The following is a 16,390-nucleotide window of genomic DNA, read 5'->3' as shown; positions in this document are numbered from 1 at the left end:
GGATCCGGCCAATCCAACCTGTCCGGCATGTGCCCCCTTTATGGAGCCTGACCCGCTCCGGGCTTTTCCTTGCATTGAGTTATGGAGAACTCACCAAACTGCGCTCCCACAATTGCGACATTCGACCGGCAACCTGCTGCAGGAATAGATGCAAATGCCGGATAGGAAGAGCTATTGGCCATCCAGTTAATAATTCTCTCACTCTTCGTTTAAGATACTGAATTTTCTGCCCCTCTTCCTTGACCTGTAACTGTCTTCACATGCTTGCCTACTGACGCGGCCATGGAACAGGTTGTAGCGGTCAGACGGAAACTAGAATGGTCCCACGACTATGGATGATCTAACTCTCACCGACAGCAACGTCGCCTCCCAGGGCAATGGCTGTATCCGGCTCATCCCTCTCGGCGAACTGCCTGCCCGCTTCTGCGAGATGCTAGCGCAAGAGGTCGAACTGGTAGAGGAATTTCGCCCATCGAAAGTCCTAGATGCTGTGCTTCTCCTACCAGGAGCTAACGCGGAGCAGGCTATCGCCGAGATGGCTCGCACCGGAAATCTACTGGCTGCGTTATTAGACCTGACCGGCGGAAATCATCCGCGGGCTGACCATGCAGGCCAAGCCACTCTTGATAGCCTTGCACGTGGACTCGAAATGGCGGTGCGGATCCGCACCGCCATAGGTCGGTTGGCTCCGATTCCTGCCAACGATGACGCAGGCGGTCTGACAGCTATTGCCCTAGCCCTAACGCGTGATCGGTCCATAGAGCCACGTTTGAACTCTACTGTCGCCGATTTCGTCAGCTATCCATTGCTGGCAGGCCTGAAGGATCAGCGATCATTACTGGAAGGGCTTGCTGGCGCCAAACTACTCAAGCGCCGCTTCTTCGAGCGGCTCCATGTCTGCGGGGAATGCCAGAGCGCGCGTGCCGTGCCCCGTGAGGTTTGTCCGCAGTGCGGCAGTTCTGACCTCTCCGAGGACACCTTGGTTCACCACTATAAATGCGGCTATCAGGCACCAAAGTCGACATTTGTGACAAACGACAGACTGGCTTGCCCTAAATGCGACCGCCAGTTGCGTCACTACGGGGTCGACTACGATACACCCGGATCAGTGAGGGTGTGCCAGACTTGTAGCGCGATCTCCGCTGAGCCCGAGATTTCCTTTCTGTGCATCGATTGTTCGGCCATGACTCGCGGCATCGACGTGCGTACCCGCGACTGGTTCTGCTACGACCTGACCCCGCTCGCCGAGACCGCCGCGGCTGAGGGGCGGCTGCCCGGAACTGGTGTGGAAGGACTGCTGAACGGGCTTCCGGGTTGGCGCACACCGCGGGATCTAGCATTGATGATTGATCTGGCCCACCGTATTGGCGTCCGCTATGGGCGGCCTTATGCAGTCCTAGAGATTGACCTATCAGCTACCGAGTCTGGCGTTGCAGCGTTGGGCGAGGTCGGCATTGCAAAGTTGCAACGAGTAATGGTCGATGTGATCTCTGAAACCGTCCGGGACAGCGACTTCCTGGCGACCTTTGATCGCAAGATCCTCCTGTTCCTCCCCGAGACGAGCCACGAGAACTGTCATTTCCTGCTCAACCGATTGCGGGCGAGGGTAACTAAGACGCTGGGTGACCGCGCGCAGATCTCGGCGAGGATCGTTCCCGAGGCGGAAATCCCGATCCTCGTTCAGCAGATCTCCAAGTAGGGGTCGCCTGTGATCGAGGCCGCACTCGACTTTTTATGGGCATTGGAGCCGGCCGCGTATGTCAGCGTGTTCTGGTTCTTCTTCATCTTCGATCTGCCCCGTTACACCCTGTCCACTTTGGCAGTCGGCTTCCTCTGTGCTTTTCCCCGGTCTCTGCCAAAGCCCGATCCACACCTGCCCGTGAGCATTCTGCTTGTTGGCCACAATGAGTCCGACGGGCTGGTACGGTCAGTGATGTCGCTGCGTGAGCAGACAATGCTCAATCTACAGATCGTGGTAGTCGACGATGGCTCCAGCGACGGCATGGCGGAGGTTGCGACAAATTTGCGGCGCCGTGGCCTGATAGATATCGTTGTCTCAACGGGCCTTCGCGGCGGCAAGGCTGCTGGCCTCAATCTCGGCCTGCAGTACTGCCGTCACGATCTGATGGTGGTCGCGGATATCGACAGCTCCTTCGACCGTGACGCCGTCGAGCACCTAGTCGCACCGTTGTTGGCCGACCCCTCGGTTGGAGCCGCGGCCGGAAACCTGGGAGTGCGCAACACCAGTGCATCCCTGCTTACACGATTCCAGGCAATCGAGTACTACAACAACATCTCGCTAGGCCGGCAGTTTACCGCAATGTTCGGCCTGCTAATGATCGTGTCCGGCGCCTTTGGTGGCTATCGTCGTGCTGCAATCCGCTCGGTGGGTGGGTGGGACGTCGGGCCTGGCGACGATTCGAATCTGACAACGAAACTGCGACGTAGCGGTTGGCGGATCGCTTTTGCGCCGCAGGCCTGGGCCCTGACTGATGTGCCCGTCGCACACGGCCCATTATGGCGCCAGAGGCTGCGCTGGAACCGCAGCCTCGTCCGGAACCGGCTCCGCAAGTTCCGCAGTGTGTTCAACCCGTTCTGGGCCCAATTCTCGTTAAGTGACGTGATCGGGACCGTGAACCTGCTGTGGTTCCACATTTTTCTTACGTTCGGCTTTGTGATCTACATTGTTCACTCCTTCGTTAAGTTCGGACCGATGGCTCTACTAATTCTGATTGCGGTCCACATCATTGCGACCATATGCGAACTGATCGAATTTGTTGTCGCTTGGATCTTTGTTGGACGCCCAAGCATGTGGCGGCTGTTGCTATACATCCCCGGCCATGGTCTCTACATGGGCTACTACATGCGCCTTAACCGCCTCATCGCCTACGTGAGCGAACTCATGCACCGCCGCTCATACAGAGATCCATTTTACCCTTCAAAAGTGCGCGATGCGCAAGAGCAGTTCTGATGAAGTACATACGTAAAGCCCAGCGCGTAGACCTGCTCCGTAGCGAAGTAAGGCCTAGGAAAGCTGGACAGATCGGACGGTGGGTATATCTGCTCTTGCTCACGACCCTTGGGCTATATCTAGCCGACATGAGCTTCGGCAAACTTCTGTATCTCAAGGCGGAAGGCATGCTGATGCGCGAGAGCATGTCGGTTTCGACCGAATACACGGCGCGTGTCGTTCAGATCGGTGTAAGACAGGGAGGTGCGGTCCAAAAAGGGCTGGAGATCGGCTTACTGCACTCGCAGGAGGTGACCGATTCCGTCGCTAGGGTGACCGCCGACATTGCCAAAATCCAACTCTCGGTCACCGAGATGCGGGTTAAGGGCGAGGCCTTGGCCCAGGCTCTGCCGATCGCCCGCCGCCGCGCGGATGCCTCGGAGAATGCCCGGGCAGAAATCGAGAGCTTGAAGGAGCATGGCTTGCTTACGGCAACCGCACGTGCTCGCGTCGTCAATGACGCCTACGAGACGTATGACGAAGTGCGCGAGCTCGAAAGCGAGAGAGCGATTATTGCGCGTGAGCTGCCACAGCTCGAATCCACCCTGGCCAACGCTCGCGGGAACGTCGATAGATTGCGAACCTCCTATGATGACGGCCGATTGATCGCTCCCATCGACGGCACTGTCGCCGAGCTGCTAGTAGAGCCTGGGGCTGTAGTCCGCTCCGGGCAGCCGATCCTACGGGTGCTTCATGGTGAAGCATTCGTTTTGGCGTACGTTCCAACGGGGACACTCTACACGGTTGCCCCAGGCGATTCGGTCAGCTTGCGGGTTGGCTTCCGTGTCCTCACCGGTCGCATCAGTGCGATGCTGCCCATTGCTTCACAACTTCCCGCCGAGTTCCAGAAGGCCTTCCAGACAGCGCAACGTGAGCAGGTCGTACGCATCGCAGTGGATCCTGGTCAAGACTTACCACCCCTTTTCACTACGTTGGAAATATCGCGCCCAAACAATCCGCGGGTGCTGATCTTGGCTGGCGTCCGGTATGCGGCAGGCTTGTTGTCCAGTACTATCCAGCTTGTCAGCTCAGGCATCAGCGGTACTGAACATGGTGGCCCGGCAATGCAATAAAAGCCGTCGGGCGACAGCCTCATCTCTGAGTTGCGGTTACTCTTGTGCTAAAGTCTGACACAAGCGCTGCATCAGCTCCACGGCGGCTGAAGGGCTGGCCTTGATGCGCAAGAGCGCCTGTCCAAAGGAGGATTCACCTTCTACCGCGCGCAGAGCACATAGCTGTGAATGCCTCTGGGCCTAGTCACGGAACACCGTGCCCACACGACGCACCGTGGAGAAGCGGTTCTCTTGATAAACAGACGTGTAGGGGACTTGGACATACTCAAGCGTCTTCCGTGCGGCCCAGCCCGGGAGTGTGTCCTTATACCTGGCGAAATTCGGATGGGGTCCGGTTCCGAAGAGGACCTCGTTGAGGTTCAGCCCCACCCCGACATAAAAGGATCGCTCGATCGGATAGCCGAGTTCTCGCTCCCTCTCCTCAAAACCCCGCGCATCGAAGCCTGCGTGTAGTTCAAGGTACTGCAAGGGCGTGTTCTTAAGCGCTTCGAATCCACTCCCCTTCAGAGCCATGATGTACCGCTGGCGCTCGTATGGAGGGAGAATGCCAGTCTCCGAGGTAATGCCCGGCCGCTCAAAGCTTGCAGGCGTGTACATGATCCGCCAGTCCAGCTTCTCCCGAAGCCCGGGGACGGTATTCCGGAAGACGGAGAAGAGCGCACCCACACCGTTGGCCACAATGTCCTCGCGCGAGAAACGGTGCCGGCCGGTAAACCCATCCACGGTTTCGACCAGCCCCATAACTCCGAAGGCAACGAGCGCAGCTGTGATCGGGGCGCCTGTCGGATCCGAGGCATTGGCCTGGATCCTGTCGGTCAGCAGGTCGGCAATGACGTAGGTCGAGAACGCATGGCCGATTTTGTCCATTCCGCCGTGCCGGGTATTCTTGGCGAACCATCCCTCCTCGATAGTCTGGAACCCGGAGCCATTGCCCCAATCCCAGTCCTTGATGCCAACGGCGACGATGGCGGCTCCAACGATTGCCAACTCCCATCGAACCGCATGCAGATGATCGCCCAGCCGGTCCAACGAGTAGAATGTCGGAGGGATCGGCGTCGGCTCCTGCCGTGCTGCTGGGATCGGCGAGATTGCGGCGACCGCACCTACATCGCGCCCCGTTGCTTGAGGCTCGCGGTACTCCGCTGGTCCGCTCGGATGCGCCAGCAGTGCCTCTGGACGCAAGGCAACACTCAGGACTCCGAGGCAAGCGACGAGGGCCACAACCCGCATTGGACGATCCTCTTGAAGGGCGCCATGGCAGTACTTTTCTAACGGCAAGGGACGCAATTCAACCCCCCAGCGGAAGCCACTGTCCGCTAGGACAGAATATCGCCAGCGCAGACATGTCAGATCCTAGCACATTCCTGAACTCTGCCGCACCTCTGCTTAACCGTGGAATATAAGACGCTATCGAAGGGGAGGAGACGCTCAGGATCTGAACCAGCTGTATGAACCAGCCGTGCATCGCAAGAGGCCTTGAAGATGGCGAGGTGGTCTTGCGCTCAGCGATCCGGCCGCTGCTGAGCAGAGCCCCTGGCCATCATGGACGTCCGCGCCCATCGGTTCTTAAAAGCAGATTCACCCTTCATGGCCCAGCGGGTCACCAGAGCACAGGCGCGGCGGCGCGACCGTTCTCCCTCGCGCCGAGGTCTGCAAGAGAACGGCGCCCTCCAAGCGGCTGGGGCAGGGCAGGGACGGTGCTGCCATTGACCCCCGTCACAGCCGCGGTTCGTGTTTTAACAAGTACGGTTCTGGCTCAGCCCATTCCAGGCGTGCGAAGGCGGCAGCCCGTCCTTCCCAGAACTTTGCTGGCGCCGCTTCGCCACCCCGCCGGGCCAACCAGGCCGACTAAGTGGAAGCTGCTCTACCCAGTGCCGCTCCCCGCGGTGGCAACGTGCTAAAGCGGAGTTGTGGGCATGGCTCAGATCCTCATGCTGGGGAAGTCCTCCCGTCAAGGGTGCGGTAAGCACGGCCGGTCTATCCGAAAAGCGAGTTTTCCTTCATTATTGGCTCCTGTGAGCCCGGTGGCGATCACTCTTATGACTTTGACTCGCTTCGTTTGCCTCACCAGCGAGAAGTTTAAGGTTGTTCTCACCTGTTTCACCGGGCCAGCGCTCCGACGGCGGGAGCAGCCATAATGAGCAGGGCCACTATAGAGACGACGCCGATTGTCACGCCTACGGCGTGGACGATGCCATCGGCAATGATCTCCTTCATATCATAGTCCCATTTCAAAGTGGCCACCTCTGGGAGGGTTATGCCGAGGACACCGGCAGACCATTCGGCGGTCCTGGTTGGGGGAACGATCAGCCAATAGTATTGTAGCGCCGGTGGGCTCGGGAGCTAGGACATGCGGCAGCCGTGCTGCTCCACACGCTTTCGAGCGATCCGCGTCAACAGAGGGTACAGTTCCTATCTATTAGGCCGTTGCTAAGGCGGCCTTTCTTGTTGCCCCGCGTCTGCTTGGATTCCGAAATACCAAAAAGAAAGCGCCCTCTGAGGCGAGAGCGCTCTAGTTCCGGCCCGTGGGGGCAGATCAAAGGCCGTGGAATTTCAATTTGTTATGAGTTTGTGGCCGCATTGCGGCGCATTTCGGCTTGTTTTCAACCATTAAAATTCTCTGGCCAAATCACCATAGTCAAAATGAATATCTTCTTATGTGCCTTCACTATTTTCAGTTGCTGTGGTTTTATTCGCCGAGTTACTTGTTGCTTATTGTTCATCCGTAAACTACTCGGGGACTCCCGTGGGGGCAAAACACGGGCCGAAGGGTCGCGAACACGGTCTGCCAAAGACTGGGCGCGGCCCTTTTTTGCTCAGGTGCCAAGCAGATGTTGGTTGGGCTGCGATCCTACCGATCCGCTGGAGAGATCAGTACTGCGGCAACAGACTGTTAACTTCTTAAGCGCAACCTTCTGATGTGGCCGCAGAGGGCACGGTCGCATCTTCCCTGGATGGTCCTTATGACCCACCTAGAGCGCCAGCCGAATGGGCGCTCTTTCTTTGCCCACGTGAAGAGACATTCGCATTTTTGATCGACCATGGCTATTTCATCTGCTCACATGGATGATCCTGTGGACAGGAGTATGTTCAAGATTAGCCGTGGAGCTGCTTGTGCTCCCTAGTGGTTAGGCCTGATGGCGCTCCACCAATGTCATGCACTGCGGGAGGTGGAACTGCCGCTGGGCTTCCTGCGCCAACGTATGCCAGCGATGCAGCCCCGACTGCGCCAATTCAGCTCGTGGCCAGAAATGCCAGAGTCGCCGCTTGGAGCGGCCCATCCTCTCCATCTGGTGCTCACGTGAAGTTTGTTCGAGTCGTTGGAACTTGAGCCTTTCGAGAGTGTTATGAAGCCGGTTCAGAGTAGAGGCAGCTTCGGTGACGACTATAAGTATCAGTACGGCCCTCATCAAAGAGGCTCAAGCTGCTCGTGTAGGGGCTCACATCCGCACCATGCTATCCCGGCTTGTGGCTCGTCGGCAGAAAGCTGCTCAACAGGCGGCATAGTTCAGCGCTCTCGCTACATAGCGCCTTCTGGGGACTTCATTCACCTGAGAGGGTGCTTTACACAACAGGCTAGTGCGTACGGTCTAGAGCATCCGGCTGTATAGAAAATATTCACCAGAGGAAGTTCAATGTCATCCTACACGAGCGACCGTAGGGGTGGATATGAACCGGGATCAGCAGATTGAGCGCATCGCCCTCGCTCTCTACCACGCCGAGGGCGATGGGTTGTCTTGGGATAGCGAGCCAGAGATCCTGAAATGCGAGTTTCGCGACTTGGCGCGTGCTGCGATCAGCATGCTGCAGGAGCAGGCACAAGTCGAACGGCCTGAGTTTCGAAGCGCAGCTTAGCCCGTACGTTGTCGAGGATCACCACGGCGCCTTACCGCTAGTTGGGTCTCGATGTAGGTGTCAAAGGTCGAGCGGGTGATCGGGCCATCGATGATCCAGGGCGCGCTCGGCTCATGGCAGCGTAGGCCTGCGACGAAGGTGTGGGTTTCCAATGCCCGAACAGGACGGCCACCCTCAACCGCTGACCCTCGCGAGAGCGCCCGCGCAGGCGGGTCATTTTGGTGTTGACGTACGTCTCCGTCCAGGAACATCAGCCGGTAAGGCTGCTCGCGCATGCGAGGCTGACGCTGGGCGTACCAAGTCCGGCGCTCCTCATGCACATCGACGCGTGCGCCCTCCGCCACCATGAGGGCTTTTGATAGGTGAAGCCACGCCGGTACAGGAAGCGCGAGAGCATCGCAGGAGCCGCCACGATCCCGTGCTCGTCCAGTAGCCTTGCGGCGAGTTCGGGCATGGTGATGGCCGGCTCGGCTTCGACGGTCTGGATCAGGAAAGCCTCATAGGTCACCAGCTTGCACGCGCAATTCTGACCTTTCTGGTCCGATATGAGACATCAGTTTCCTCCTCGCGACGCGAGCGGTGGCGTAATGTACTGTCCCTACTCGCCTTTGCGATCGCCCGGCCGTGTACCGTCAGCACGCACGCCTGCCGTTCGGAGACAAACCTCGCCAGCCGAGTGCCTCTGCTGACCCATCTTCAGTCCTCACTTGGCTTAAAGGCATCTCGGCAGCTATGATTGCCGTTCAGGAACGGCGAGCAGTATCGGAGGCTCCGAACGGAAGACGTTGTGATCGAACGAGTAACGGAAACCCTTGTTCATGTGCTTGGACGACTTTGGAACAACCCTACGAAACGTAATAGGGTACAAATCTGGCCACTCTGTTCTATGTGCGACGTCCTGCACGATAAGAATACGATAAATTAATCGTACCGGATCACAATAAAGACAAAAGGTGCGCTTCAGGGGCAGATATCAATGAGTAATGGCAGGCAAGTGGGGCTCATCGCCGACGACGACGCCTACTTTCGTGTTGCCGCCACCGCGATCCTGACCCGACATTTTGGGATTAAGGAAGTGGTTGAGGCTGGGTCTCTCGACCAGGCGCTGGAGTATCTCAGCGAGAACGAGAAGATCGAGATTGCATTGTTTGATCTCTCGATGACAGGGATGAAGACGCCGACAAATCTGCGCGCGATCCGTGAATGCTTTCCGAGTACCCGAGTTGCGGTAATCTCAACCTTGGGTTCACGGCGCGATATTCTTTCGGCGCTCGAAGCAGGGGTTCACGGATTCATGTTGAAGAGCCTTCCGGTTGCGGACCTCGTGAAGGCGCTGGGGGTCGTCTTCGAGGGCGGAATTTACGTTCCACCTTGCATCGCCGACATCTCGGCCGTGCCGGCGCTCAAGGCAGAGCAGGAACCGAAGGAGCAGCCGCCCGCGCAAGGATCAGTGGAACGGACCACACAGACTAGCGCATTAACGTCTCGTCAGCGAGATGTTCTCGACCTTCTCGTCCAGGGCAAGACGAACAAAGAAATCGCGCTGGCTCTCAAATTGGGGGAGGGGACCGTAAAGATCCATATGGCTGCGATCTTCCGGTATTTCGGCGTGAACAACCGGGCTGCCGCCGCTGTCGCCGGTGCCCGCCCGTACCCCAATCGTCCTCGAGGTGTCCTGAATGGCTAAAAGATCGAAACGCGCTTGAGGACCTCTGCTACATATTGGGAGCGGTCAAAGTCTAGCAGTGGCTCCCGAGCCTGGATCAATAGCAGGTCCGGTTTAGGGTCGCCAACCTGATTCACTCGCAATCGGATGCTCCATTCATGGGAAGCAGGCCGTTGCCGAGAGTGGAATAGCCTTCCGGTAGAAGACTACATTGAGGTCGAAAGTGACTGTCGCCGTCAGCGAATAGCCGCAGGCGGCATTTGCCGATGTGTAAACAGGGGCCGGACCCGGAGCAAAATACCGGCTGTTCGGCTCGGAGCATGCTGGCCGCACGGAAACGCATCGTGCGCCTTCTTCGACGGAGTAATGAAGGCTGGCGATTGTCATGGACAACAGCGACAGGTTGATAAGGCCGAGCATGAGGGTCAGAAACGCTGGAGCGACGAATGCAAACTCGATTGCCGTGGCACCTTGCTCATCCCTGGTCAGACACTTGCAAACCCTCCCGTACATCAGAGCAGCCTCATCAAGGAGGTCTTATTTATAGGAGTCGCGAAAAAGCGCGCGACCGTGAGATCGGCAAAAAGAGGGCGGTAGGGATAGGTAACGGTGACGCTTATGTAGTCTCCCGGCTGTAGGTTAGGCATTCCCGTGGCGGAGCAGTCGACAGGCCGGGCGACTAGGCTACCTACGGCGTGTAGAGCGCCTGAGGCATCCAGACAGAAATAGCCCTCAGAGGGTGATCCCGCCTGAAGCGTTACACTGGCGCCCAGGGATGTACTCTGCACTGCTGCAACGATGGCAGTTCCCAAGCCGGGGCAGAGCGTCGTGGCTGGAAGCTCCGTAGGGTCGCATGCCTTCCACGCCGCCTGAGTGCCCATCTGGGCGGCATTCTCCACCTGCATCCTTGTGTAGATGTAATGCGCAATGGCAACCCCATTCAGGATGATAATGCACAAGGCGCTAGCTATGAGCGCAAACTCGATTCCAGCTGCACCCGCGTGGTTGCGCGCGAAAGCCAGGAGCAGCCTGCGAATGGGGCGGATGCTGTGAGCATGCTGCTTCGTATGGCGAATGATACATCCAGCAATACGCCCGTGCGCTCGCATCATGGTGCTCCTTAACCTACGAGGCGGCCTCGACGGTACGATGGCAGATCCAGTCCGGCGTCGGAGCAATCCGACCCATTGGACATGATGTTTCCGGTACCGTTGACAATCATGTTGTCGACCACAAGAGCGAAGCAGGAATTGCCGTTGCTTGACTTGTTGACAGCGCCGCTGAATGTGACACTCGAGTGGGGTAGGTAGACTAGCCCGGTAAGGTTCCAAGTGGGGCCGCTGCCGGCAGAGGAGATATCGACACCGCTCGTCAGATCGGGCGACTGGTAGATCGCCACGCCCTTCCACGGGCCGCTGATCGGCGCGGTGATATCAAGCCCCCCCTTGTTGGTCCCGGTTATGATATGACTGTAGGCTGGATCGTTAGTGCCGGCGAAGACGATTGTGACCTCTATGCCCGTAAGCTTGAAGTTTCCGGTGTTCAGCTGGCCGTTGTAGATAACGATTACGGTCCCGCCGGGACGAGGGCCAATGGTTACGCTACTAAGCAGTTCCAGGTCTCCGCAAACTAGGTAGACGCCGTCAGGCGGCAGAGACGGCGGGGCGCTCCACTCCTCCCCGGGGTAGCCGCCGCAGTGGTTCGAGGGAATGTTCGACGCGAGATGCGAGTAGGGGTCTCCCATCCTCGGAACAGGCCCCCGGTCCGGCGCCCTTCCACAGCCCGAAGGATCCCCCGAGCTAGAGTCTGCATAGTCGGCAATCTGATTGCTGCCATTGCAGGTCAGATCGTTGTTGGACATGATTCCGCAATTGGTAAGATTGGACTTAGATCCACCATTGATGGTGATGTCCTCGAACTTCGCGCCATCGTTGCCTAGAGCGAGGACGCAGTAGGTGCGCGGCGTCGGCACTCTCATGGCGATTGCCGTTGCCTTCAGACTAGTCTGCTGAGTTGTGCTGGTTTGCCCGTCCTTGACAACTTGGACAGTCACATTGCCCCCAAACCCGACGAGGTTGGACAGCATGAGTGGCACCGAACGGGTAATGGTCACGCTGTAGCACCCCACCCCCGCGGATGGGCAGAGAGCATCGTCGGAGACCGTTATCGAGGTGTTGTCCGCGCCGTTCACGAACCCGTACGAAGCCGCTACGGCCAAAGCTTCCGCCGCAGAGGTGGCGCCTCCATTGGTCGCAGCCGCGACGGCGGCGGAGTCGGCGGCGTTCTGCATGGCTCGTAGCGTGCGGTACCAATGGGCAACTTCGATGCCTAAGCCCGTTGCGCCGATAAGAGCAGGCAGCGCCAAGGCCGTAGCAATCGTCAGGTTACCCCTTGTCTCATGGACGAATGCCCTTACACGGTGCTGGATGGCCAGGGCTACCCGTTCAAAAGCAGGGCGGAGGAATACCAAGGCTCGCTTGGCGCTCATCTCTTCGGCTCCTAGTCTAGGCTCGAGATCTGAATGAACGCGGGCGTGATGATCACCGCAAAAAGGACGGGCAAGAAGAACAGGATCATTGGAACTGTTAGCTTCGGCGGGAGAGAGGCTGCTTTCTTTTCCGCTTCGCTCATGCGCATATCCCGGTTCTCTTGGGCCAAGACGCGCAGCGACTGGCTCAGGGGTGTTCCATATTTTTCCGACTGAATTAGGCTGGTGACGATGCTCTTGACACATTCGAGACCCGTGCGCTCGCCCAAGTTCTCGTAGGCCTTGCGGCGATCCTGGAGATAAGACAGTTCGGCCGTGGTGAGGCTGATCTCCTCGGCGAGTTCAGGGCATTGTGACCCGATTTCTTCCGAGACCTTCCGGAAGGCGCTTTCGATGCCCATGCCGCACTCGACGCAGATGAGCAGCAGATCGAGCATATCGGGCCACGCTCGTCGGATGGCGATTTGGCGCTTCGCGATTCTGTTCTTGAGATAGAGCAGCGGTGCGTAATATCCGAACCCGGCAGCTGCCACAACCAGTCCCAGTTTGACGAATGCGGGATGCTTCAGGTCCAGAATAACGAAGATGTAGAAGGCTGCTAGGAAGAGCATTACGATCGGCGCTAGCACCCGTACCGCTAATAACGTTATCATCGGGCCCTGGCCCCGGTAGCCCGCCATGCGGAGGGTCCGCATCAGCTCGCCGCTTTCAGCCTCCTTGGCAAGATTGAACCGATCTACGATATCTTTGAAAAATTTCTTAGGCTCCTGCCTTAGCCTGAGTGGACCTGGCTGGGCGTTGAGTCTGGTCCTCTCCCGCACCCTGATCCGCTCGCGCTCAATGTAAACCTGCGCCATTCGGGCGGCCAATTGGTCCTTGGCGAGATAGGGCCAAGCCACCAGCAGCGTAGCGGAAAAAACGGAAACGGCCGCTGAAAAGGCGATGATTAATTCGCTATTTTGGATCAGCATTCCAATGTTCATGACGAAACTCAGAAGTCGAAGTTGATCATCTTGCGCATCACTAGGATCCCGATACCCATCCACAAAGCGCATGCGATTACGACGAAGTTTCCGATGAAGGTCGTAAACAGGAGCATGATGTACTCCGGTGAGGTGAGGTAAAGAAGAACAGCGACGACGACAGGCAGGGATCCGATGATCGCGGCCGAGGACTTTGCCTCGGAGCTTACCGCCTTGATTTTCGCCTGCATCTTTTTCCGATCCCGGATTACCTTCGATAGATTTGCAAGCGTCTCCGACAGGCTGCCTCCTGTGCGGCTTTGCAGGGCGATCACGATGGCAAAGAAGTTTGTTTCCGCAAGCGGCACGCGCTCCGGAAGACGCTGGACGGCCTGATCCACTGGCATTCCCATGGTCTGGTCCTCCAGGATGGCCCTGAACTCGCTGCGCACCGGCTCCTGAGCTTCCAAGGAGATGATCCTCATGCAATCGACCAAAGGCAGGCCGGATTTGACACCTCGCACGATGATATCTACTGCGTTGGGAAACTCGGAACCGAAGGCTTTAAAGCGCCTCTTGCGGATAAAGCTTACGTAAAGGTGTGGGAACAGCAGGGCTCCGGCCGCTCCAAAGCCGAGAGCAGATAGCGGGCCGATGCCGCCGCCCCCCATAGCAAGCAGAAACGTCACCGCGCCGGCCGCTGCGCAGGCACCGTAGTAGGTTCGCCTACTCCACGTCAGACCCGCTTGGCGCATCCGGACCTTCAGGGTCGGCTTCGCACCCTGTCTGATCCTTTGCTTCTCCTCCAACTCGCGCAACGTTGCCTCGATCATGCGCTTGCGCTTGCTCTCGTCGGACCCGGTCCTATGCTCGATTGTTGTGCCCGGCGTCGCTATGACCTCGAGGCGCCTCACACCTTTGGACTTCTGAAAGTACGGTGAAGGGAAAAGGCAGCTTAAGATCCCGCCTGCACTAAGAGCAGCGAGCAGGCCGACAATGACGGGAAAGGCATCGGCTGGCAGCATTAAGAACTCCTTTCTCCGGTCTATGGGCTCGACTGCTCTGCTGCATCAAGTGCGGCCGCCAGACGCTTTTCCTCTCCATAGTATCGGGCGCGGTCCCAGAACCGGGGACGTCCGATCCCTGTCGAACGGTGCTTGCCGATGACGTTGCCTTTCGCATCCTCGCCGATCATGTCGTAGACGAAGAGGTCTTGGGTGATGATGACATCGCCTTCCATACCCAGCACCTCGGTGATGTGCGTAATCCGGCGCGAGCCGTCCCGGAGGCGGGCTGCCTGCACGACCACGTCGACGGAGGAGGCAATCATCTCTCGTATGGTCTTTGACGGGAGGGAGTAGCCGCCCATGGTGATCATGGACTCGACGCGGCTCAAGGCCTCGCGCGGCGAGTTTGCATGGAGCGTGCCCATGGATCCGTCGTGACCGGTATTCATTGCCTGCAGCAGATCGAACGCCTCCGCGCCACGTACCTCACCAACGATGATGCGTTCGGGGCGCATGCGAAGGCAGTTCTTAACGAGGTCACGCATGGTCACTTGACCCTCACCCTCGATATTCGGAGGGCGAGTTTCGAGACGTACGACATGCGGCTGCTGCAATTGGAGCTCGGCAGCATCCTCGCAGGTGACAATGCGCTCGCCGGGTTCGATGTAGCGTGTAAGGCAATTGAGCAGGGTAGTTTTGCCCGAGCCCGTCCCTCCAGACACGATAACATTGCACCTAACGCGCCCGATGATCTGCAGAACCTCCGCGCCTTCATGCGTAATTGATCCGAATCTGACGAGTTGATCGAGAGTCAGCTTGTCCTTCTTGAACTTTCTAATCGTCAGGCTCGGCCCGTCGATGGCAAGTGGGGGAGCAATCACATTGACGCGTGACCCATCGGACAAGCGTGCGTCGCAGATCGGGCTCGACTCGTCCACGCGGCGGCCGACTTGGCTGACGATCCTCTGACAGATATGTAGCAGCTGGGCGTTGTCGCGGAAGCGAATGTCTGTTCTCTGAACCTTGCCCGCTACTTCGATGTAAACGGTATCGGCGCCGTTCACCATTATATCGGCGATGTCGTCGCGTGCCAGAAGTGGCTCGAGAGGGCCATATCCGAGAACGTCGTTGCAAATGTCCTGAAGCAATTCGTCCTGCTCCAATATGGACATGACGACCTTCTTGGCCGCCACGATGTCCTTGACGACGTCCCCGACGGCCCCACGAGCTTCCGTGGCATCTAACTTCGCCAGCTGTGCGACGTCTATGGCTTCGATCAGGGCCGCAAAGACCTGCGTCTTCAGATCATAATACTGCTCGTCCTTGCGCGTGGTCGGCTGGCCGGCCGCGGTGGTCGGGAGCGGCGATGCACCCGGATTGGACCCGTTACCTTGAGACTTGATGAACGGGTGACTTGCCACGGCTGGCAGGGATCGCTCTGGATTTTCCGGCCGAGCCATTGCGTGAGCGGCCGGAGTGGTGGCTAATTGCTCCTCTTGTGCTCCTCTCCTGCCGAACATCACATGTCCCCGCCTGCACAGTGATCCCTGAGTAATTTGCACCACAAGATATCAGCACAACCGTGAGCGGCCTAACCAAGAGCGCATTTGCCTTGTTCATTGTATTAGGTCAGTCGCCGGCGAGCCATTCGGCTAGACGGCCTAGAACGACTAGACCTCCCGCATTGCCCAAACAGCCTAATTGCCTCCGCTGAAAACTGGTGGAATGAAAGCAGATATCAGTGGACTAGGGGCAAAAGGATGCCGAGCCTTCCTTACACTCTCATCGCCTCGCTCGCGGCCTACATATCAATCAGCGTTGGTGGGCAAAGCATGGCGGATGAACCTCCTCCTGGAGGGGTGCCGCGCCCCGGCGTCACTTCGTTCGGCAACGCAACTCTCGGCCGGGTTGGAGTGACGATAGATTTCGCCAGTGTTCTGGCCTTGGCGGAGCCTGCACGCACGGTCATCATCGGAAACCCGGGGATAGCGGATGGGACGCTAACTGACGAGCGTACCATCGTTCTGACCGGAAAGGTCGAAGGCACGACAAACCTCATCATCCTAGGGGAGGGCGGGCGCGAAATCATGAATACAGTCATTAGCGTCAGCCCGAGCCGTTCTCTGACAACGACTGTCTACGGCGGGGAAGAGTCCAGAACATTCTCATGCACCGGCGCCTGCAAACCAATTCTCTCAGTAGGAGATGAGGGCTATCACTTCAACCGAGCCCGCGATCAGATGAGAGATAGGCAAAATTTCCTGAGTGGTGGCGCAGCGCTCCACTAGCACTACTTTGGCACTTTCATCAGTGAGCCGAGGGTGAAGCG

Annotated in this window: 14 protein-coding genes; 6 read left to right on the top strand and 8 right to left on the bottom strand. The window is 58.1% G+C overall.

The genetic code is table 11. The features are described 5' to 3' along the window. The first annotated feature begins 331 nt into the window (after positions 1–331). The 3 genes from LG661_RS22125 (at position 332) to LG661_RS22115 (ending at position 4,083) form a co-directional block, all read left to right on the top strand. Positions 332–1,699: a TackOD1 domain-containing metal-binding protein gene (locus LG661_RS22125; RefSeq protein ID WP_230534179.1), complete on the top strand. Its 1,368-nt coding sequence runs from the start codon at positions 332–334 to the stop codon at positions 1,697–1,699. Between the two features lie 9 nt (positions 1,700–1,708). Beyond that, the gene (locus LG661_RS22120; RefSeq protein ID WP_230534178.1) at positions 1,709–2,971 is read left to right on the top strand and encodes a glycosyltransferase family 2 protein; all 1,263 of its coding nucleotides are present in this window, start codon (positions 1,709–1,711) and stop codon (positions 2,969–2,971) included. Between the two features lie 128 nt (positions 2,972–3,099). Next, on the top strand, positions 3,100–4,083 hold the full coding sequence (locus tag LG661_RS22115) for an HlyD family secretion protein (protein WP_230534177.1): 984 nt from the start codon (positions 3,100–3,102) through the stop codon (positions 4,081–4,083). A gap of 180 nt (positions 4,084–4,263) precedes the next feature. Here the strand turns inward: LG661_RS22115 and LG661_RS22110 are convergent, their stop codons facing one another. After that, entirely contained in the window at positions 4,264–5,070 is an 807-nt protein-coding gene (locus LG661_RS22110) for a DUF2279 domain-containing protein (protein WP_230534176.1), read from the bottom strand. 2,682 nt (positions 5,071–7,752) lie between these two features. On the opposite strand from LG661_RS22110, the gene LG661_RS22105 reads away from it, so the two are divergent. Next, positions 7,753–7,938 (top strand): hypothetical protein, encoded by a 186-nt coding sequence (locus LG661_RS22105; protein WP_230534175.1) that lies wholly within the window; start codon positions 7,753–7,755, stop codon positions 7,936–7,938. Between the two features lie 250 nt (positions 7,939–8,188). On the opposite strand, the gene LG661_RS22100 is transcribed toward LG661_RS22105, so the two are convergent. Beyond that, a complete protein-coding gene (locus LG661_RS22100; protein ID WP_230534174.1) occupies positions 8,189–8,446 on the bottom strand; it encodes a hypothetical protein in 258 nt (85 codons plus the stop codon). Between the two features lie 468 nt (positions 8,447–8,914). Between LG661_RS22100 and LG661_RS22095 the strand changes: the two genes are divergently transcribed. Then, positions 8,915–9,625 carry a LuxR C-terminal-related transcriptional regulator gene (locus LG661_RS22095; RefSeq protein WP_230534173.1) on the top strand — a complete coding sequence of 237 codons (711 nt, stop codon included), beginning with the start codon at positions 8,915–8,917 and terminating at the stop codon, positions 9,623–9,625. 135 nt (positions 9,626–9,760) lie between these two features. Here the strand turns inward: LG661_RS22095 and LG661_RS25550 are convergent, their stop codons facing one another. From LG661_RS25550 to LG661_RS22075, 6 genes are read right to left on the bottom strand one after another with little or no spacing between them, the layout of a single operon-like run. Beyond that, positions 9,761–10,117 (bottom strand): TadE/TadG family type IV pilus assembly protein, encoded by a 357-nt coding sequence (locus LG661_RS25550; protein ID WP_407666807.1) that lies wholly within the window; start codon positions 10,115–10,117, stop codon positions 9,761–9,763. After that, the gene (locus LG661_RS25545; protein WP_407666808.1) at positions 10,117–10,713 is read right to left on the bottom strand and encodes a TadE/TadG family type IV pilus assembly protein; all 597 of its coding nucleotides are present in this window, start codon (positions 10,711–10,713) and stop codon (positions 10,117–10,119) included. The genes LG661_RS25550 and LG661_RS25545 overlap by 1 nt, the downstream gene beginning before the upstream one ends. Positions 10,714–10,724: 11 nt before the next feature. Then, a complete protein-coding gene (locus tag LG661_RS22090) occupies positions 10,725–12,092 on the bottom strand; it encodes a TadE/TadG family type IV pilus assembly protein (RefSeq protein WP_230534172.1) in 1,368 nt (455 codons plus the stop codon). Between the two features lie 11 nt (positions 12,093–12,103). Continuing rightward, positions 12,104–13,075 carry a type II secretion system F family protein gene (locus LG661_RS22085; RefSeq protein WP_230534171.1) on the bottom strand — a complete coding sequence of 324 codons (972 nt, stop codon included), beginning with the start codon at positions 13,073–13,075 and terminating at the stop codon, positions 12,104–12,106. Between the two features lie 8 nt (positions 13,076–13,083). Then, entirely contained in the window at positions 13,084–14,079 is a 996-nt protein-coding gene (locus LG661_RS22080; RefSeq protein WP_230534170.1) for a type II secretion system F family protein, read from the bottom strand. Positions 14,080–14,099: 20 nt separating this feature from the next. Further along, positions 14,100–15,581 carry a CpaF family protein gene (locus tag LG661_RS22075; RefSeq protein WP_230534169.1) on the bottom strand — a complete coding sequence of 494 codons (1,482 nt, stop codon included), beginning with the start codon at positions 15,579–15,581 and terminating at the stop codon, positions 14,100–14,102. Between the two features lie 240 nt (positions 15,582–15,821). Between LG661_RS22075 and LG661_RS25540 the strand changes: the two genes are divergently transcribed. Then, the gene (locus LG661_RS25540; RefSeq protein ID WP_407666806.1) at positions 15,822–16,349 is read left to right on the top strand and encodes a pilus assembly protein N-terminal domain-containing protein; all 528 of its coding nucleotides are present in this window, start codon (positions 15,822–15,824) and stop codon (positions 16,347–16,349) included. Positions 16,350–16,390: the final 41 nt, after the last annotated feature.

It is taken from the genome of Microvirga roseola (genome assembly GCF_020866965.1).
Taxonomy (GTDB): Bacteria; Pseudomonadota; Alphaproteobacteria; order Rhizobiales; family Beijerinckiaceae; genus Microvirga; species Microvirga roseola.
Note: the sequence above shows the minus strand (reverse complement) of the source record. Positions and strands in the feature narration are given on the sequence as shown.